This window comes from Pseudomonas sp. LBUM1679 (assembly GCF_059695565.1).
This window is the reverse complement of record NZ_CP166774.1, coordinates 650,370-668,501: the sequence shown is the minus strand read 5'-3', so window position 1 is coordinate 668,501 and position 18,132 is coordinate 650,370. Positions and strand designations below refer to the sequence as shown.

The 18,132-nt window shown below is 61.6% G+C and carries 15 protein-coding genes and 1 pseudogene; 6 read left to right on the top strand and 10 right to left on the bottom strand.

Translation table 11 applies throughout. From position 1 onward, the window contains the following. Position 1: 1 nt before the first annotated feature. Positions 2-856 carry a MaoC family dehydratase gene (locus tag ACA062_RS03000; protein WP_497455155.1) on the top strand — a complete coding sequence of 285 codons (855 nt, stop codon included), beginning with the start codon at positions 2-4 and terminating at the stop codon, positions 854-856. A 168-nt stretch (positions 857-1,024) separates the two neighbouring features. Here the strand turns inward: ACA062_RS03000 and ACA062_RS02995 are convergent, their stop codons facing one another. From ACA062_RS02995 to ACA062_RS02980, 4 genes are read right to left on the bottom strand one after another with little or no spacing between them, the layout of a single operon-like run. Further along, positions 1,025-1,579 (bottom strand): DUF4136 domain-containing protein, encoded by a 555-nt coding sequence (locus ACA062_RS02995; RefSeq protein WP_497455154.1) that lies wholly within the window; start codon positions 1,577-1,579, stop codon positions 1,025-1,027. 53 nt (positions 1,580-1,632) lie between these two features. Next, a complete protein-coding gene (locus tag ACA062_RS02990; protein ID WP_497455153.1) occupies positions 1,633-2,259 on the bottom strand; it encodes a DUF4136 domain-containing protein in 627 nt (208 codons plus the stop codon). Between the two features lie 12 nt (positions 2,260-2,271). Beyond that, positions 2,272-3,021, bottom strand: a complete 750-nt coding sequence (locus ACA062_RS02985) for a methyltransferase domain-containing protein (protein WP_497455152.1) — start codon at positions 3,019-3,021, stop codon at positions 2,272-2,274. Continuing rightward, complete coding sequence (locus ACA062_RS02980) at positions 3,021-3,323, bottom strand: MazG-like family protein (protein WP_128874386.1); 303 nt, start codon at positions 3,321-3,323, stop codon at positions 3,021-3,023. Before ACA062_RS02980 ends, ACA062_RS02985 begins: the two co-directional genes overlap by 1 nt. A 281-nt stretch (positions 3,324-3,604) precedes the next feature. On the opposite strand from ACA062_RS02980, the gene ACA062_RS02975 reads away from it, so the two are divergent. Then, complete coding sequence (locus ACA062_RS02975) at positions 3,605-3,898, top strand: hypothetical protein (RefSeq protein WP_497455151.1); 294 nt, start codon at positions 3,605-3,607, stop codon at positions 3,896-3,898. A 187-nt stretch (positions 3,899-4,085) separates the two neighbouring features. Beyond that, a complete protein-coding gene (locus ACA062_RS02970; protein ID WP_497455150.1) occupies positions 4,086-5,435 on the top strand; it encodes an MATE family efflux transporter in 1,350 nt (449 codons plus the stop codon). Between the two features lie 34 nt (positions 5,436-5,469). Here the strand turns inward: ACA062_RS02970 and ACA062_RS02965 are convergent, their stop codons facing one another. The 6 genes from ACA062_RS02965 to ACA062_RS02940 all read right to left on the bottom strand — a co-directional run bounded on the left by ACA062_RS02965 (position 5,470) and on the right by ACA062_RS02940 (position 12,215). Continuing rightward, positions 5,470-6,246: a DUF4123 domain-containing protein gene (locus ACA062_RS02965; RefSeq protein ID WP_497455149.1), complete on the bottom strand. Its 777-nt coding sequence runs from the start codon at positions 6,244-6,246 to the stop codon at positions 5,470-5,472. After that, on the bottom strand, positions 6,243-7,556 hold the full coding sequence (locus tag ACA062_RS02960) for a contractile injection system protein, VgrG/Pvc8 family (protein ID WP_497455148.1): 1,314 nt from the start codon (positions 7,554-7,556) through the stop codon (positions 6,243-6,245). The genes ACA062_RS02965 and ACA062_RS02960 overlap by 4 nt, the downstream gene beginning before the upstream one ends. A 232-nt stretch (positions 7,557-7,788) precedes the next feature. Beyond that, positions 7,789-9,702, bottom strand: a complete 1,914-nt coding sequence (gene speA / locus ACA062_RS02955; protein ID WP_497455147.1) for an arginine decarboxylase — start codon at positions 9,700-9,702, stop codon at positions 7,789-7,791. A 214-nt stretch (positions 9,703-9,916) separates the two neighbouring features. Then, a complete protein-coding gene (locus ACA062_RS02950) occupies positions 9,917-10,288 on the bottom strand; it encodes a translation initiation factor Sui1 (RefSeq protein ID WP_033059567.1) in 372 nt (123 codons plus the stop codon). 295 nt (positions 10,289-10,583) lie between these two features. Then, complete coding sequence (locus tag ACA062_RS02945; RefSeq protein WP_497455146.1) at positions 10,584-11,144, bottom strand: NUDIX hydrolase; 561 nt, start codon at positions 11,142-11,144, stop codon at positions 10,584-10,586. Positions 11,145-11,147: 3 nt separating this feature from the next. Beyond that, a complete protein-coding gene (locus tag ACA062_RS02940) occupies positions 11,148-12,215 on the bottom strand; it encodes a DUF2333 family protein (RefSeq protein WP_497455145.1) in 1,068 nt (355 codons plus the stop codon). 288 nt (positions 12,216-12,503) lie between these two features. Here ACA062_RS02940 and ACA062_RS02935 point away from each other — a divergent pair, with 288 nt between their 5' ends. The 3 genes and pseudogenes from ACA062_RS02935 to ACA062_RS02925 all read left to right on the top strand — a co-directional run bounded on the left by ACA062_RS02935 (position 12,504) and on the right by ACA062_RS02925 (position 18,078). Then, a complete protein-coding gene (locus ACA062_RS02935; protein ID WP_497455144.1) occupies positions 12,504-14,120 on the top strand; it encodes a GGDEF domain-containing response regulator in 1,617 nt (538 codons plus the stop codon). 1,545 nt (positions 14,121-15,665) lie between these two features. Beyond that, positions 15,666-16,172, top strand: a pseudogene (locus ACA062_RS02930) (methyl-accepting chemotaxis protein); the annotation flags it as partial. A gap of 169 nt (positions 16,173-16,341) precedes the next feature. Next, positions 16,342-18,078: a protein-disulfide reductase DsbD gene (locus ACA062_RS02925; RefSeq protein WP_497455143.1), complete on the top strand. Its 1,737-nt coding sequence runs from the start codon at positions 16,342-16,344 to the stop codon at positions 18,076-18,078. Positions 18,079-18,132: the final 54 nt, after the last annotated feature.

Sequence of the window (18,132 nt, the reverse complement as noted above, 5' to 3'; positions counted from 1 at the left end):
CATGATCATCGATTGGCACACACTCAACCGCGAACCGAGCCTGCCGGCACTCTATGCCAAGGCCGCGACGCGACGCAAAATCAGCGGCACCACGCTGCCCGATTCAGGCTTGCGCTGCTGGATCGATGTCGATCCGCAGCGCCTGGCGGGCTATCGCAAGGTCTGCGGCTTTGCCGACAACGGCTTGCTGCCACCCACCTATCCGCACATCCTGGCGTTTGCCTTGCAAATGCAATTGCTCACGGCCAAGGCGTTTCCGTTTCCGCTGCTGGGGTTGATCCACCTGAGCAACCGCATTCGCATCCTGCGGCCGATGGGCGGGGTCAATCGCGCGCGGGTCAGCGTGCAGGTGCAGAACCTGCAACCCCATGCCAAGGGGGCAACGTTCGACCTGGTGACCACCCTCGACGATCAATTGGGCGTGTTGTGGGAAGCTGAAAGTCAGATGCTGTGCCGGGGCGTAAAACTGGACGGCGAGCCTATCGAGGAAGTGCTGGCATCGACGCTGGAGCTGACGGAGGTGACCCGCTGGCACGCGCCGGCGGACATTGGCCGGCAGTACGCCAAAGTGTCGGGCGACTACAACCCGATTCACCTGAGTGCCGTCAGCGCCAGGCTGTTCAGCTTCCCGACAGCGATTGCCCATGGGCTGTGGAACAAGGCCCGGACACTGGCGGCGCTGAGTGAGCACCTGCCGGCGGCGAATGTCGAGCTTGCGGTGCAGTTCAGGAAGCCGGTGCGGTTGCCGAGCGAGGTGACATTGCTGTCCAGCGCGGCTGGATCCAGTGGCGATTTTCAGTTGATGGGTGCGGGGGATCTTGAGCATATGGTGGGGCATTGGCGGCCTGTCGCCTGATCGTCACTGCCAGCAATGTCCTTCTCCCCACAGCGGGCCTCGTCGTCGAAGGGTCTCCCGCCGACTGGCCTGGGGGGATGGCAATACGCCGCTCAAGACAATGAAACGCCGTCGGTGGTGTCTGGTCGGCCGCCTTCGCCGGCAAGCCGGTCTCGCTCCCACAGATGGTTATTTGGGTGGATAGTTGGCCAGTACCCGTCCAACCGTTTCGCGTATCGCCGCGCTGCGATCAGCGGGATTCGGTGTGCGGCTGAGCATTTGTTCATCACTGCCGCGCCACACCAGTTTGCCGTCCTTGCCATCGAGCAGGTCGATCTGGATGGTCGCCACCTTGTAGCTGACGTTGCGGGTTTCGTTGTACATCGGCCCGCCCCAGTAGCCATTCCATGGGTTGCCCCAAGCGCCGCCATAGTTGGTGGTCACCTGTTGCTGACGCTCCTCGACGATCAGGTAGGTCTGCACGCTCAAGTCGCCCCGGGTACCGGCAGCGGCCGGTCGCAAGCCGCGCTGATCGAGCTGATCGGCAACCGATTGGCGCACGCGCTGTTCAGTCAGGTCGCTCTTGATCCGCGGGTCATCGGGTCGATATTGCAGGGCGGGCTCTTTCCAGCTCCAGCTGCGATAGGCGGAGAAGTCGCGGCTGGCATCGAAGTCATGATTGACCTGGGTCGCGCAGGCGCTAAGCAGCGCGGCCAAGGTCAGTAAAGCGAGACGGCGGAACATGATATTTCTCCGGTAGAAGACATGAACCTGCGCAAGGCTTCCTGATGATGAAGCTAATTAGGAGGATACGCCGACATTGCCTTTTCCACAGCCTCCCGTATCGCGTCGGTCTGCGCGCCCTGGCTGCCCCGTTGGCTGGTTTCGGCACTGGAACTCCACACCGGTTGACCGCTTTTGGCATCGAACAGATCCACCCGCACCACCACGACTTGCTCCTGATACGTTCGAACGATCGGCACCGTGTTGTACATGCCATAACCGCTGCCATAGCGGTTGTACCCACCGTACCCGCCGCCGTAGTACCCGCCGCCATACCCATAATCATCGCGGACCTGGCGCAAGCGGGTTTCCAGACGCAGGTCGGCGCTGACAAACAGGTCCGCCGGCCGATTGTCATGCAGCGGGCGCAAGCCGCGCTGGTCCAGCGCATTGCTGACGGCTTCGGCGACTTGCGCCGAGTCCGCCCAGGCGGTACCGGGCGGCAGTCGCCCATCGAGCCAGGCCCAGCTGCGGTAGCGCCCATAGTCACGCGGTGGCGCCGGGTAGGCGCTGCGGTCGAAGGTGTTGGCCGCCTGAGGCGGTGCCGGCGGCAAGGGGTTGGATGTCGCCACATAAGGATTGCTGCCCTGACAGGCCGCCAACCCCAGACAGATCACCAGTAAACCTGAACGACTTTTCATTTCACGCTCCGATCAGACCGGCCGACAGATCCAGTGCAAGTAGCGCCCAAGCCCGGCGAAGCTTGGGTGGCGACGGTGGGCCAGCTCCATCTCCAGCAAGTCCACCAGTTCAGCGCGGGCCTGGAACTCCACCGGCATGTAGTCGTGAAAAACCCGAACCCCGCTCTGAGTTTCGACCCGCCACAGGCCCTCAAGTTGCGCCGCCAGTTCACGCGGATCAAGGGGCTGCTGCGGGGTCAGGCTCTGCTTCTCGCCAGCCATGTCGTTCTTGCGCATCTTGCGAAAGTGCCCCTTGAGCAGATTGCGGTAGATCAGCGCATCGCGGTTGTAGAAAGCCAGGGATAACCAACCTTCGGGTCGAGTCAGCTGATGCAGCACCGGCAGGATCGTGTAGGGTTCGGCAAGCCACTCCAGCACGGCGTGACACAGCACCAGGTCGTAGGGCTCGGTGAGTTGACCTGGCAGCGCCTGCCAGGGTGCCTGAATGAAGGTCGCGGTCTGCCCGGCGTCGGCGAAGCGCTGGCGGGCGCCTTCGAGCATCGGCTCGGCGGGTTCGGCAAGCGTGACCTGATGACCGCGCTGCGCCAGCCACAACGACATGTGCCCCAGGCCGGCACCGATGTCGAGTACCCGTAATGGCCGGTCCGGCAGGATCTCGGTCAGGTCCGCCTGAAGCACGGCCAGACGGATCGCGCCTTTGGCACCGCCATAGATTTTTTCGGCGAAGCGGGTCGCCAGTTGATCGAAATGACGGTCGCTCATCAGCTGAACCTCCGCTCGCTGTCGGCGAGCTTGCTGCTCACCACCTGATTCATGTCCAGCCCCAACTCGCTGCACAGCAGCAATAGATACAGCACGATATCGCCGACTTCCTGCCCGGCGTGGGCCAGTTTGTCCGCCGGCAGCTGACGCGACTGGTCTTCGGTCAGCCACTGGAAGATTTCCACCAGCTCAGACATCTCCACGCTCGCGGCCATGGCCAGGTTTTTCGGGCTGTGAAATTGCCGCCAGTCATTGCGGTCACGGATGGCGTGCAGGCGTTCGGTCAGTTCAACAAGGTTCATCGGGCTCTCCTGAAGGCGTATAGCTTCGGGGGGATGGCCGGGGATGGCAAGGGGCGTTAGCCCCCCTGTAGGAGCGAGCTTGCTCGCGAAGGGCTTGAGAGCGACACGTTTATCCAGGATGAACGCGTTATCGTTAACGTCCTTCGCGAGCAAGCTCGCTCCTACAGGGTTCCTCAACAGACAGGTATCTTTGCGTCATACTCAAACGATCCCGGCATCAGGGAACTCGCCACGGTGATCATTGGCCCAAGGCTCAACCACTTCAACAGGACGTTCACCCCATGCAGGTAGAAAGCTTTTTCGAATGGCTCGGCCAGGTACTCGGTTCGATCATCCGGTTCATCGTTGACGCCCTCAGCGGGCTGTTCAATCTGTTGAGCCATGCCGGCAGCAACTTTGTCGAAGGACTGTCCCGGGCGCTGGGCATGGACGCTTCGATCGTCAGCATCATCGCGTTGATCGTGGGGTTGATGCTGTTGTGGGCGGCGATTCGCGCCTTCATGAGCGCGTCGATCATCATGGGGATTATCTGGTTGCTGCTGGGGCTTTGGTTGTTGAGCTGGATCATCCACTAACACCACCATTCCCCCTGTAGGAGCGAGCTTGCTCGCGAAAAACGCAAGGGCAACGCGTTTATCCAGACAGCACGCGTTTTCGTTGACGTCCTTCGCGAGCAATCGAGCGTCGACCGGCTGCTCCTACAATGGATCGCGGCAGACTCCGAATGTATCGCTACAATGCCCGCTCCCCCAAGGAGCCCGCATGCCCAACCTGATCGCCGACTGGCGCGACCGCCCTACTCACCGCCGGGTCTGGGCGCTCGCCGCCCCCATGATTCTGTCGAACATTTCCGTACCGCTGGTGGCGCTGGTCGACAGTACGGTCATCGGTCACCTGCCCCACGCCCATCAGTTGGGCGCCGTCGCGGTCGGGGCCAGCCTGTATACCTTTCTCGCCTGGGCCATGGGCTTTCTGCGCATGGGCTCCACCGGCTTTGCCGCCCAGGCGGCGGGACGCGGGGATGGCGCGGCGTTGCGGCAGATTTTGTTGCAGGGCTTGCTGCTGGCCATGGGCTTGGCCATTGTCCTGGGAGCGCTGGGCGTGCCGTTGAGCGGCGTCGCGCTGCACTTCATGCAACCCTCGGCCGAACTGGATCAACTGACCCGCGAATTTTTCCACACGCGCCTGTTCGGCCTGCCGGCGGCACTGGCCAGTTATGCCCTGGTCGGCTGGTTCCTCGGCACCCAGAACGCCCGGGCGCCACTGGCGATTCTGCTGAGCACCAACCTGGTCAACATTGCCTTGAACCTGTGGTTCGTCCTCGGGCTGGAATGGGGCGTGGTCGGCGCTGCCCGCGCGTCGGTGATTGCCGAATGGACCGGCGCACTGATCGGTCTGCTGATGACCCGAAACGCCCTGCGCGCCTACCCTGGCCATATCGCCTGGGCTGCACTGGCGCTGTGGCAGAGCTGGCGACCGCTGTTGGCGGTCAACCGCGACATCTTCATCCGCAGCCTGGTCCTGCAATCGGTGTTTTTTTTCATTACCGTGCAAGGCGCGCGACTGGGCGATGCCACTGTCGCCGCCAACGCGTTACTGCTCAACGGCCTGCTGCTGACGGCCCATGCGCTCGATGGCCTGGCCCACGCCGTAGAGGCCCTTTGCGGGCACGCCATCGGCGCTCGCGACCGGGACGCCCTGCGCCGCTCGTTGGTGGTGGCCTGTGGTTGGTCGTTGCTGGCGAGTCTGGGCTTTGCCGCGCTGTTTCTGTTCGCCGGCCATCTGTTCATCGAGATGCAGACCGACATTCAAAGCGTACGCGACACCGCATTCATCTACCTGCCTTACCTCGCCGCCCTGCCGCTGATTGCGGTCTGGAGTTACCTGCTCGACGGTCTGTTCATCGGCGCCACGCGCGCCCGCGAAATGCGTAACGGCATGCTGTTGACGATGATTCTGGTATTGCCGTTCGCCTGGGCACTGCGAGGCTTGGGCAACCATGGCCTGTGGATAACGTTCCTGTGGTTCATGGCCCTGCGCAGTTTGACCCTTGGTGCTTTTGCCTGGTTTCTGCGCAAGAACGACGGCTGGTTTACAGGCCGGGCTCACTGATCCGGCGCGGCCGTGACGAACGCCGGGGTCAGTGTCAATCGGTCTGCCATCGGTCGCGCAGGTGGTCTAGCCGCTCCTGCTGGGTCAGTCCCGACAAAGGCAGCACCAGCGCAGCGCGCGGGTATTGCAAGCGCAGCCATAACCAGTCATCAAGCACCGAACGTTCGTGGAAACCCAGCGCCAGCCCTTCCTGCATATGCGCCCACAGGCTGTGGTAATCGCTCCCGGTGGAATGGCTCCAGTGCCAGGCGTGCTGTTCCAGCAGACAGGTTTGCAACTTTTCCTGTTGACCGGGGCTGAGACTTTCTTCGACAGCTAACGGGCTGACGGCAAGCCCCGGGTTGTGCAGCTGTTGCCAACCCTGACAGCCGATCGCGCGATCCGCCCAGGTTCCGCCAAACCAGTGCAACTGACTGATCGGCCCCAGCCAGCGACTCAGCTCCCGGGCGTCGCAGGCATCAAAAAAGTAACTGGCCGTGTTGGGGTTGTAGTAGTTCAACAAAGCGCGGTGATGCACGCCGACCGTGACCGTGAGCATACGGCGCATATGCGCCAGCAACGGCGACGGCGGCGCCCCGCTGAAGACCAACAGTCCACGCCAGTGTTGCGCTTCGCTGTAGCACAACTCGGCCAGCGCCGGGCATGAGCCCAGGTCGACCAGAACCGGACCCTGTTCGCGCAACGCATGCAGCTCGGTATCTTCGAACAACCAGAACCACTGCGCATGGGCAAACGTCTGCCGCAGTGTCGCCCCCGCCAGTGGCGCACCCGGCACATCCAGCAATAGCCATTGCGGGCTCGCGGCAATCATGCCGCACCGCTCCGGCCAAACCGCGTCGCCGCCCGGCAGGTGCAGAAAACCTCAGCACAATGAGTGAAACTGCCGCCACCCGGCAGCAGGCACAGCAGCATCAAGGGCTCGCCGGAGCGCAGCATTCGGAGCACGCCTTCGTCGGGCGGACAGTCGTCTGTCGCGCGGGGCTCCTCAGCCTCTTCGACAGTCTTTGGCTGGTGTAGAAAACCGGTAATCAGCGGCTGATCCGGATCGCCCTCGATAAAGCTCACCACCACCTCGGCGCCCTCATTCAGCGGCGTATCCGCTGCGCTGCCCAACTCAGTTGCCAAGGGCAGCCAACAGTGGGTAGGGATCGCGCCCTCGCCCTGGTAAAGCCAATCGAACTGCACGGCAACCGGCCTGGATGGATCAGGTCGAGACTCTTCGACATTGACGACCCAGGCCCGTTGCAGGCTGTGCATGCGAGGTTTCGTTGCGCAATGGGGCGACACCAGGGGCGCTTCCCAGTGAATCGCGCGGATCTGATTGCTGTAGGGGGCCAGGGGATCCTGGCTCCCCTGATGTTCAATATGGGTCAACAGCCACAGTTGATTCCAGTTGGCGGTCGGATGGCCGGATAGCGACATCAGTTGACCACTGCGCAGCGTCGCCAGGTCCGTACGGCCTTGGGCACTCTGCGCGGTTCGTTGCCCCTGAAGCTGAAACTGCCGCACGGCCGGTTGCTCGCTGTCGACGCGAAAATCCGCCAGTTCGCCCAAGCGAAAATGCGCCTGGCCATCACCAAAGACCACGCAGTGCCCGTCTGCCTGGTGCGCGAAATGGTAGTTAAGCCGCTCCTGAGCGCACAGGCGCTGGAGAAACTGCAGGTCCGATTCCCGGTACTGGGTACAGAAATCACGGGGCGGGTAATCGCCGCTCAGCTCGAAGCGCCGATCCTTGTCGGCAATGCCATGTTCCCTGAGTACTTGACTGAGGATCTGCGGCACCGAGCAGGCATTGAAGATTCGCTGGCTGAAGCGCTGGGAAAGGCAGGCCAGCTTCGGCCCCAGCCGCACGCGGCAGAGCCGGGCAGTCGGACCCTGGTCATGCTGGACGAGTTCGTGCAGTTGTCCATGAATCGCATGTCCCGCCGGCCCGAAGTGCAGAGAGACCGGTTGGTACAGCAGGCTGGCAAGGTCGAGCGTCGGGTCATCTATCAGCAGGTCCACATCGAACACAAAAGGCTCGCTGATGGCTTCTCTACCGGCAAAGGCCAAGACTTCGAAGGCGTCGGACATACCTGCTACGTCCAGACGAAATGAAGGCTCGTTGACTGGATCGAACATCGGCGATTCTCTACAGGAGGGGCGGCCGGGGATTCTCGCCGAGAGACATGGCCGAGTAGAGTGCCGAAATACAACTTAGGAAATGGCCTACGCGAAAAGAGGACCGAATGGCTTTAATAGCCGAAAGCGGGGAAATTTCCTTTGAAAATGGAGAAACGTCCTACCAGGTCATCCGAAACTTCTGCTGTGCGCGGAACATTTTCAGACAACCTGGTGAGAACGACGACTTACCTCAAGAGGACAGGTAAGACGAACGGGTCAGACCCAGTCGCAGTGCGTCGAGGAACTGAGTGCGCTCGGCGGCAGTGATGCGGGCGCTGGCGCACTTGTCGCGGTAGTGGGTCATCAACTCTTCCGGCGACAAGTGCACGTAACGCAGCATGTCTTCGATGGTGTCGTGGGTTTCGATACCCGCGTGGTACACGCTGCCGTCGGCATTCTGGTAGATGTTCACCGAGTCGGTGTCACCGAACAGGTTGTGCATGTCGCCGAGAATTTCCTGATAGGCGCCCACCAGGAAGATACCCAGCAGGTAGTCTTCGCCTTCGTTCAAACCGTGAACCGGCAGGCTGGTCTCGATGCTCTGCTCGTCGACGTATTGCTTGATCTTGCCGTCGGAGTCGCAGGTCAGATCCTGCAGCACCGCCCGACGCAGAGGCTCTTCGTCGAGACGATGTAACGGCAGGATCGGCAACACCTGGCCGATGGCCCAGGTGTCCGGCAGGCTTTGGAAGACCGAGAAGTTGCAGATGTACTTGTCGGCCAGCTTGTCGTTGAGTTCGTCGAGCACCTGGCGGTGCGAACGCTGACGGGCCTTCAGCGAGTTGTGCAGGCGGCGGCACACGGCGAAGTAGCATTGCTCGGCCAGAGCTTTCTCGGCCAGGGTCAGCTTGCCGTCAGCGTACTGGGTGGCCACGTCGCTCATGTAGTGCGTGGCGCGCCAGTAGGTTTCGGTGACCATCTCGATGTCGGTCGGACCCAGCAGGTCAACCAGCCACTGCACGGTTTCCGGCAGCGCTTCCTTGTTCTCGATCTGCGGCACGTCGTCGTTGTGTTTCTCGACGTCGGTCACCTGCACCACCAGCATGGCGTGGTGTGCGGTCAGGGAACGGCCGCTCTCGGAGAAGATGTTCGGGTGTGGCAGGCTTTGCGCGTCGCAGAATTCCTTGAGCATCCCGACCACGACACCGGCGTAATCGTCCATGTCGTAGTTGATCGAGCTGGCGTTGCGCGAGTGGGTACCGTCGTAGTCCACGCCCAAACCGCCGCCGACGTCGATGTGGTCAACCGGCAGGCCGAGGTTGCGCAGTTCGCCGTAGTAGCGAATCGCCTCCTTGAAGCCGTGCTGGTAGTCCGCCAGGTTGGCGATCTGCGAACCCATGTGGAAGTGCAGCAGGCGAATGCCCTGATCCAGGCCGGCAGCGCGGAAACGCTCGACCACCGATAGCAATTGCGCCGCCGACAGACCGAACTTGGACTTCTCGCCACCGGTATCTGCCCATTTGGACGACGCCAGGGATGACAGGCGCACGCGCAGACCGACCTGAGGCTTGACCTTCAGCGAGGCGGCTTCTTCGATCACCAGGGCAACTTCGGATTCTTTCTCGATCACGATGAACACGTTGTGGCCAAGTTTCTGACCGATCAGCGCCAGACGGATGAACTCGCGATCCTTGTAACCGTTGCAAACGATGGTGCCACCCTTCGGCGCCAGGGCCAGTACGGCCAGCAGCTCCGGCTTGGAGCCGGCTTCCAGGCCGATGGACACGTCTTGGGTCGCGATGATGTTCTCGATCACCGCTTCCTGCTGGTTCACTTTGATCGGGTACAGCGCGGTGTATTTGCTCTGGTACTCCAGGCGTTCGATATTGGCGTCGAAGGCGCCGGTCAGCTGACGCACGCGGTCTTGCAGAATGTCAGGGAAACGCACCAGCAACGGCAAGGACAGGCCGCTTTGGCGCAGCTGGTCGACTTGCTCGAACAGGTCGATAGGCGAACTGGCGGGACCGTTCGGACGAACTTCGACGCGACCGGCGTCATTGATCGCGAAATACCCGGCCCCCCAATGGCGAATCCCGTAAACACTGCGGCTGTCCGCAACTGTCCATTGGCTGCCATCGTCTTTGCGTGTGCGTCTTACGGACATTGAAGTCCCCTATAAAGAAGTCATAGAGCGTCGCCTGGGTTCAGGCTGGCGCAGTCTAAAGAATGAAAATGACGGTTCGTCAACGAGGGGATAGACCTCGCTGACCGCAGTGAGTTTAGAAACCGGTCAGAACAGGCTCTGTGAAAACCATGTAGACGATGCCAGGCCTGCTGTCAGGACCGGATCTAGCCGAGGGTGGTTTTCACAGAAGCTGCTAGCCGCCGGACTTCTTCGCCTTGAAACCGTGTTTGATCAACTCGGCCAAGAGTAGCTCGACATGATCGCCCTGGATTTCAATGATTCCGTCTTTCAATGCCCCGCCGGTCCCGCAACGTTTCTTCAACGTGGTCGCCAGGTCCTTGAGCGCGTCTTCGGCCAACGGCACGCCGGTGATGGTGGTCACCGTCTTGCCGCCACGCCCCTTGCTTTCGCGACGCACGCGAGCGATGCCGTCGCCGGCCGGGATAACGGTCTGTTTGCAGATGCAGGCATCCACCGGTTTACTGCAATCCGGGCAATGACGACCTGCGTCGGTGGAAAATACCAGGCCACCAAGGGCGGCGAAGGATGCGGCTTTTTTGGCCACCGGCAATCCTCTTGGGAGGACAAAGACTGGTCGCGGCGGGTGTGCCATCGACCGCGAAGCCCCACTCAGGCAGGGGCAGCGCTACTGAAACGGTACAATCCTGTAGGAGCGAAGCTTGCTCGCGAAGAACGCAAGGACGATGCGGACAATCTGAATGCACGCGTTATCGTTAACGTCCTTCGCGAGCAAGCTTCGCTCCTACAGAAGAGCAATACCGGTTCAGTTTGAAAAGGTCGCGCAGTGTAACGGCAAAAAGCCGACTTGCTAAGAGCCAATCGGCGCCAATTTATGCCGCTTATGCGACGTCCGGCCCACGAGCCCGAAGATAGCGCTGCAAGGCCGCCAGAGAGTCCGGGCAGTAAGGCTTTTGCTGGATTTCCAGCATGACCTGATCGATGGGCATGAAGCGCGCTTCGAGCACTTCTTCCGGTTGCAGGATCAAGGGGCCATCCCACACCGCCGAAAAGGCTGAACACCAGAGCCGATTGCCAGTGTCCTCGAAGTAAAAGTGGTCATGAGCAATCAGCTCCACGCCGCTCACCCCAAGCTCTTCTTCCAGCTCGCGGGCCGCCGATTCGGCGTAAGTCTCGGTGGCCAGTACCATGCCACCGGCCGCCACGTCCCAGTAGCCCGGATAAATCGCTTTGCTCAACGTGCGCCGATGCACGCAGAGTTCACCGGCGCAGTTGAACAGCATGATGTAAGTGCCGCGCCCGATCAGGCCGCGCTCGCGCAAGTCGGAACGGACCAGGGCGCCGAGCAGGTTGTCCTGCTCGTCGACCCAGGCGATCTGTTCGGCATCCGAGGCCGCTCGATGGGCGGCCTCGCGCAGGCTATCGATGGAGCTATCGACCATGACTCAGCCCTGATTGAGCAACTGACGCAAATCAATGACTGCGGCGTTGGCCCGGGAGATGTAGTTGGCCATGACCAGCGAGTGATTGGCCAGCACCCCGAAGCCGCTGCCGTTAAGGATCATCGGGCTCCAGACCGGTTCCTGCGAGGCTTCCAGCTCACGAATGATCTGGCGCACGCTGACCGTGGCGTTCTTCTTGGCCAGCACATCGGCGAAGTCGACTTCGATGGCGCGCAGCAGATGGGACAGCGCCCAGGCCTGGCCACGGGCTTCGTAGAACACGTTGTCGATCTGCATCCACGGGGTTTCGACGATTTCTTCGTCGACCTGCGGTACCTGACCTGGCGCGACGACTTCGGTTTTCAACGCGGTATTGAGCTTGACGCGGCCAACGCTGGCCGACAGCCGTTGCGACAACGAACCCAGGCGGGTGCCGACATCGCCCAGCCAGTTGTTCAGGTTGTCGGCACGCGCATAAAACAATGCGCTTTTCTGACTCGGGTCGGACAAGCGCGCCTGATAACGGCTCAGGGACTTGATCCCTTCCTGATATTCAGACTCACTGGAGGGCAGCACCCAGCTTCTATTGTCGAAGTTGAAACGCGGCTCGGCCTTGGCCAGGTCAGCGTCTTCGGTGGACTGCGACTGGGAGCGGGCGAAGTCCTTGCGCAGCGCACGGCTCAGGTCACGGACCTGGACCAGCACGCCATACTCCCAGCTCGGCGTGTTATCCATCCACAGGCCCGGCGGGAAACGGTCGTTCGAAATATAACCGCCCGGTTTGGTCAGCAAGGTATCGGCGACGGTCTTGAGCGTTTCCACCGTGGTATAGCCGATGACCATCTGCTTGCCTTCTTTCTCGGCAGCCACCTGGGCGTTCTGTTGAACCGGGAACAGCGCGGGTTCCTGGCTCCAGTACCAGCCCAGCGCAATCACCACCAGCAGGTAAAGGCCGATCAGGGTGGCCAGCGCCCGGCTGAACAACAGGCCGCCAACATAACTGCGGGTGGCCGATTTCGGTTCAGCGGCACGTTCAGGCGCGCTGCCCGCGCGGTTCTTCCAGTCCAGCATGGCGATATCCTTTCAATCACTTGAGTTCATCGGTTCGACCACAACCCTACGCCATCGTGCCTCGTTTGCCGCGCATTAAATCCGGTGCAAGGGACGAGCCGCGCAACGGGCGCGATCGAGCGGCCACTATAAATGAAGCACAGCCGCGAGCCTATCGGGCCAGTCGGTCAGCAACTGAATGAGGTCGCTTTGCTGATTATTGACGTGCGACACTCATGCACATGAAAAGTGGTGCTAGCATAGCGCCACCAGTCGACCTCAGCATGCACCCTCACTAGTAGTCAGGATATGACCGAGCCAGAAGACCCCAGCCGTGAGCGCCTCAAGCACCACTTTGCCCAGCGGGTGATTCATCAGGCACGTCAAATTCTTGAAATATGGCAGCGCCTGCAACACAGCGAGTGGTCCAACACCGACTTATCGGAACTGAGCGAGGCCAACCTGCGTCTGCTGCGTTTCGCCGAGCGTTTCGAACAACCGGAACACACCCGGCTGGCGCACCACATCGGCCAGTCGCTGCAGGCGGTCGACGCCAACCGCGGACGCCTGAACAGCGATCTGATCAATGACCTCAATCGCTTGATGCAGCACTTGTCGCGCACCGGCCTGCGCCATGGCGATCAGCTCGAACAAACCTACCTGCCGCCGTTGCGCAAGCCAATCTATGTGATGTTGCAGGATCACAACCGCGCCGAGCGTCTGGCCAAGCAGCTGGAGTTTTTCGGGCTCAGCGCCCAATCCCTGGACAGCGTGGCGGCGTTTCGCTCGTCGATGGTCGAGCGCTTGCCCGCGGCGATCGTCATGGACGTGGACTTCAGTGGTGCCGGCATCGGCCTGAAACTGGCCGCCGAAGCCCAGATCGGGCTGGACGAACCGTTACCGCTGCTGTTTTTCAGCCTGCAGGAAACCGACACGCCTACCCGCCTCGCCGCGGTGCGCGCCGGTGGCCAGGAGTTCCTGACCGGTACGCTCGAGGCGTCGAGCCTGCTGGAGAAAATCGAAGTCCTGACCTGCGTCGCCCAGTACGAACCTTATAAAGTGCTGATCATCGATGACTCCCGCGCCCAGGCACTGCATACCGAACGCTTGCTCAACAGCGCCGGGATCGTCACCCGGACGCTGATCGAGCCGATTCAGGCGATGGCCGAGCTGGCAGACTTCCAACCGGACCTGATCATCCTCGACATGTATATGCCGGCCTGCACCGGGACCGAACTGGCCAAGGTGATCCGCCACAATGATCGTTACGTCAGCGTGCCGATCATTTACCTGTCCGCCGAAGACGATCTGGACAAGCAACTCGACGCCATGAGCGAGGGCGGTGACGATTTTCTGACCAAACCGATCAAGCCCCGACACCTGATCACCACCGTGCGTAATCGTGCGGCGCGGGCGCGCAACCTCAAGGCGCGGATGGTTCGCGACAGCCTCACCGGCCTCTACAACCACACCCACATCCTGCAATTGCTCGAAGACTGCAGCTTCCGCGCCCGCCGTGAAAGCAAGCCCCTGAGCTTTGCAATGCTCGACATCGACCACTTCAAACGGGTCAACGACAGCCACGGTCACCCCATGGGCGACCGTGTGATCAAAAGCCTGGCACTGTTCCTCAAGCAACGCTTGCGCAAGACCGACTTCATCGGCCGCTATGGGGGTGAAGAGTTCGCCATCGTCATGCCGGACACCGACCTCGAATCGGCTTACAAAGTGCTTGAAGAAATCCGTCAGCGTTTTGCCGAAATTCATTACCCGGCCCAGCCCCAGGACCTGCGGTGCACCTTCAGTGCCGGAGTAGCCGAGCTGGATGAAAATTCCGACGGCCTGATGATAGCGAGCCAGGCTGACGAGGCGCTGTACCGCGCCAAACATGCCGGACGCAACTGCGTACAGGCAGCGCGAACATAAAAGCAAAGTGCCACCTTTTCAGCGGAATCGACCGACCGGTCATAACCCTGTAATACAAACGCAATAACTTCAGGCACTTACGATTCTGCCGTTGGTAGTCCCGCGATGCGCCTGAAGTTGCTGACCAATCTCAATACCCTCCTGTTAGTCGCCGTGTGCGTGGCTCTTGGCGCCACCCTGTGGTGGTCGCAAAAGGCCCTGGAACGCCCCTATCTATTGATGGAGCGCTACCTGGGCCTGTCCCGGCAATTTCAGGATGACGTCGCGCGCAACATCGAGGATTACCTTGCCAGCGGTGATGCGCTGCGCCTGAGCAGCGCCAGCCAGGCCATCGACCGCCTGCAACAGGAACTGGGTGACTTGCCGCCGGCACTGGCCGATACCTTGCGCCCGAGCCTGTCGAATCTGGAGGAATTCAGCAAAACCGACCTGTTGGCTGCCGGTAAGCTCGCGGGCGATCCACAGGCGCTGCTGCTGCAAGCCGAACGCGAATTGGCGGCCAGCCTTGATCAGCTCAGCCAGTACGCCAGCGTTAATGCGGCTTACCTGACGCCATTACTCGCCGCGTCCCGGCACTTGGGCAAACTGTCGCTGGCCCGGGACAAGCTGGTCAGCAGCGGTCGCAGCGAACTGGCCGCCGATGTCGAGCGCGAAGTCGGCAACCTGCGCATTCAAGCCGAACAACTGGAGGCCTTGCCACTGCTGGGCATCACCAACAACAGTCAATCGAACACCGATGATTTCGCCGCCATGATGGGCCTGGAGAACACCGAGAAAGCGGTCGCCGAAGACGCGGGTGTCGGCCTCAAGCGTGAACTCAATAACCTGTTGACCCGCTATCCTTCGGAACTTGCCCGCACCCGCGAACAGATTCGCCAACGCGCCGACCTCAGCGCCGCCACTCACCTGAAAATCGCCGCCGTGCAGCAGGCCATCGCCGGGCTGGAACCGGTGGTCCGCGCCCAGCACGGGCAGATCCAGAGCGAAGTGCGACTGATGCAGGGGCTAATGATCGGCCTGATTCTGCTGATCGCGCTGCTGATCGATACCCTGCAACGGCGCCTCGCCCGGACCCTGACCAATCTGGCGCCGGCCCTGTCGACCTGGGCCGAGGGCGACTTCAGCCAGGACATTGAATTGGGCAAGACCAATCGCGAATTGCATGACATTCAAGCCTCGCTCAATCGCCTGCGGGCTTATCTGGTGGATCTGGTGGGCACCATTCGCCTCAACGCCGAGCAGGTCGCGGGCAGCAGCCGCACCTTGGCGGAGTTGAGCAACGACCTGCACAGCGGCGCCGAGCATCAGGCCGGCGATACCGCGATGATCCGCGATTCCCTCGGTGAACTGGAGGCGACCATCCAACAAGTGGCCGGCGATGCCAGCCAGGCCGCCGACGCCAGTCGACATGCCGGACTGGCGGTGGAGCACGGGCAGAAAGTCATCGGCCTCAGCCTCACCGGGCTGCATGAATTGGTGGGTGAAGTGCAGGGCAACGCGCAGATGATCGAACACCTGGCCGAGGAATCGGCCACCATCGGTGGCGTGCTGACAGTGATCCGCTCGATTGCCGACCAGACCAACCTGCTGGCCCTTAACGCCGCCATCGAAGCGGCCCGTGCCGGAGAAATGGGTCGTGGGTTTGCGGTGGTGGCCGAAGAGGTTCGCTCGCTGGCGCAACGCACTGCCCGGGCGACCGCAGAGATTCAAACACTAATCGCCGGCCTGCAAACCGCCGCGCGGCAATCGGTGGAAGGTATGCGCGCCCAGGTCGAACACGCCGAAGCCACCGCCAATCAGGCGCAAGCAGCTGACGGCGCGCTGGATAAAATCGTCGGGGCGATCCAGACCATTTCCGACACCGCCGTGCGCATCGCCGACGTCACCGCCCAGCAGAGCGGCGCCGTCAGCGAAATCCGCGATCACAGTGAGCGGATTCACCAGTTGGGTGGGGATAACTTGCTGCGCATTGGCCAGGGGCGTGAGCAAGGGGAGCGTTTGTTGGTGTTGGGTGGGCGGCTGCATACCGCCGTTCAGGCCTTCCGCGTCTGACAAACCGCCCCATACCTGTAGGAACGAGGCTTGCCCGCGAAGAACGATAACGCGGTCTGCTTGAAAGACCGCGTCGCCTGATTCGCGGGCAAGCCTCGCTCCTACGGGTACGGGGCAATCTGCGCGACTGTCCGCTATCATGCCCTCACTTTCCACACGCGAGACTGTCATGCGCCGTTTGCTTTGCCTGCTGTTTTTTGTGCTCGCCCTGCCGGCCTCCGCCGCCGGTTTGCTGGAGAGTCGGCCCAGTTCCACCCTGGGCTCGATCAACAACAGCGCCGACTTCCTGCCGGTACGCGAAGCCTTTCAGCTGAGCCTGGCAGACAGCACGCCGCAGTCGATCAAACTGCGTTTTGTCGCCACCGAGGGTTACTACCTCTACCGGCATCGCTTCCAGTTTCGCGCCGAACCCGCCGATGTCGGCCTCGGCGCAGCGCAACTGCCCCAGGGCGAACAGAAGCACGATGAGTATTTCGGCGATGTCGAGGTCTACCACGGCATTCTCGAGGTAGAGGTGCCGCGCACCGATCAACGCGCCTTCACCCTGGCCGTCACCTATCAGGGCTGCGCCGATAAAGGCCTGTGCTATCCGCCCGAGACCGAGCGCCTGGACATAGAGGGCGTCGCCGGCGCCACGAGCTGGGGCTGGCGGGAGCTCGCCCTGTTCTTCCTCGCCGGTGTGGGCCTGACGTTCACGCCCTGCGTACTGCCCATGCTGCCGATCCTTTCCGGCGTGGTGTTGCGCGGCCAGGTCGGCGGTTTACGCGGCTTCAGCCTGTCGCTGGCCTACGTGTTGCCAATGGCCATCTGTTTCGCCCTGCTCGGCGCGTTGATGGGCATGTTTGGCGCGCAGCTCAATCTCCAGGCGCGTCTGCAATCGGCCTGGGTGCTGGTGCCGTTTGCGACGTTCTTTGCGCTGTTTGCCCTGGCCATGTTCGGGGTCTTCGAACTCAAGCTGCCGCACGCCATCAGCAGTCGACTCGACCGAATCGCCGGCCGCACCGAAGGCGGCTCGCTGTGGGGCGCGGCGGTGCTTGGCGTAGTCTCCAGCCTGCTGGTCTCGCCTTGCGTATCGGCACCACTGGCCGGTGCGCTGCTGTACATCAGTGCCAGCGGCGATGCACTCGGCGGCGGCTTGAAACTGCTCATGCTTGGCCTCGGCATGGGCGCACCGTTAGTGCTGGTGGCTACCGGAGGCGCTGCCTGGCTGCCGAAAAGCGGGCCATGGCTGATCTATGTAAAAAACGCGATCGGGGTTTTGTTGCTGGGGTTGGCGATAGGCCTGCTCAGTCGGGTATTGCCGGGCCAGATCACTTTGCTGCTGATCGGTTTGCTCGCCGGCGGTGTCGGTTTGTTCATGGGCGCGCTGGAGTTCGTCTACAAACCGCCTCGAAAACGCCTGGGCCAATTACTCGGGATGTTCCTGCTGTTTTACGCGCTGGCCTGCTGGTACGGCGCATTCAGTGGCCAGACCGATCCGCTCAATCCGATCGGCCAGCCGCACATTGTCACGAACACTGAGCAAGCGCAGGACAGCAGCGCCTGGCAAACCATCAGCACCCCGGCAGAGCTCGATCGCGTGCTCGCCGACGCCAGATCCTCCGGCATCCCGTTGCTGCTGGACTGGTACGCCGACTGGTGCATCAGTTGCAAAGTCATCGAACACCAAGTGCTCAACGATGCCACGGTCATGGAACGGCTCAAGGGCTATCGATTGATTCGCTTCGACATCACCGAAAGTAATGCCGAACAACGTGCCCTGCTCGACCGCTACAAACTGTTCGGCCCGCCGGCGCTGATGTTTTTCGGCAAAGACGGCACCGAACAGGCCGATGTGCGGGTGATCGGCGAGATCAACGCAGCGGACTTCGCCGAACGTGTTACAAAAGCAAATGACCGTACTTAATCGCCCGGTCATTTATTTCGCGCAAACATCGGCCATCGTGCGGGCTATTGCATA

What these genes read in the sequence shown, in the direction of transcription:
- ACA062_RS03000 (WP_497455155.1), top strand. Translation starts at nt 2, where the DNA reads ATGATCATCGATTGGCACACACTCAACCGCGAACCGAGCCTGCCGGCA.
- ACA062_RS02995 (WP_497455154.1), bottom strand. Translation starts at nt 1,579, where the DNA reads ATGTTCCGCCGTCTCGCTTTACTGACCTTGGCCGCGCTGCTTAGCGCC.
- ACA062_RS02990 (WP_497455153.1), bottom strand. Translation starts at nt 2,259, where the DNA reads ATGAAAAGTCGTTCAGGTTTACTGGTGATCTGTCTGGGGTTGGCGGCC.
- ACA062_RS02985 (WP_497455152.1), bottom strand. Translation starts at nt 3,021, where the DNA reads ATGAGCGACCGTCATTTCGATCAACTGGCGACCCGCTTCGCCGAAAAA.
- ACA062_RS02980 (WP_128874386.1), bottom strand. Translation starts at nt 3,323, where the DNA reads ATGAACCTTGTTGAACTGACCGAACGCCTGCACGCCATCCGTGACCGC.
- ACA062_RS02975 (WP_497455151.1), top strand. Translation starts at nt 3,605, where the DNA reads ATGCAGGTAGAAAGCTTTTTCGAATGGCTCGGCCAGGTACTCGGTTCG.
- ACA062_RS02970 (WP_497455150.1), top strand. Translation starts at nt 4,086, where the DNA reads ATGCCCAACCTGATCGCCGACTGGCGCGACCGCCCTACTCACCGCCGG.
- ACA062_RS02965 (WP_497455149.1), bottom strand. Translation starts at nt 6,246, where the DNA reads ATGATTGCCGCGAGCCCGCAATGGCTATTGCTGGATGTGCCGGGTGCG.
- ACA062_RS02960 (WP_497455148.1), bottom strand. Translation starts at nt 7,556, where the DNA reads ATGTTCGATCCAGTCAACGAGCCTTCATTTCGTCTGGACGTAGCAGGT.
- speA (WP_497455147.1), bottom strand. Translation starts at nt 9,702, where the DNA reads ATGTCCGTAAGACGCACACGCAAAGACGATGGCAGCCAATGGACAGTT.
- ACA062_RS02945 (WP_497455146.1), bottom strand. Translation starts at nt 11,144, where the DNA reads ATGGTCGATAGCTCCATCGATAGCCTGCGCGAGGCCGCCCATCGAGCG.
- ACA062_RS02940 (WP_497455145.1), bottom strand. Translation starts at nt 12,215, where the DNA reads ATGCTGGACTGGAAGAACCGCGCGGGCAGCGCGCCTGAACGTGCCGCT.
- ACA062_RS02935 (WP_497455144.1), top strand. Translation starts at nt 12,504, where the DNA reads ATGACCGAGCCAGAAGACCCCAGCCGTGAGCGCCTCAAGCACCACTTT.
- ACA062_RS02925 (WP_497455143.1), top strand. Translation starts at nt 16,342, where the DNA reads ATGCGCCGTTTGCTTTGCCTGCTGTTTTTTGTGCTCGCCCTGCCGGCC.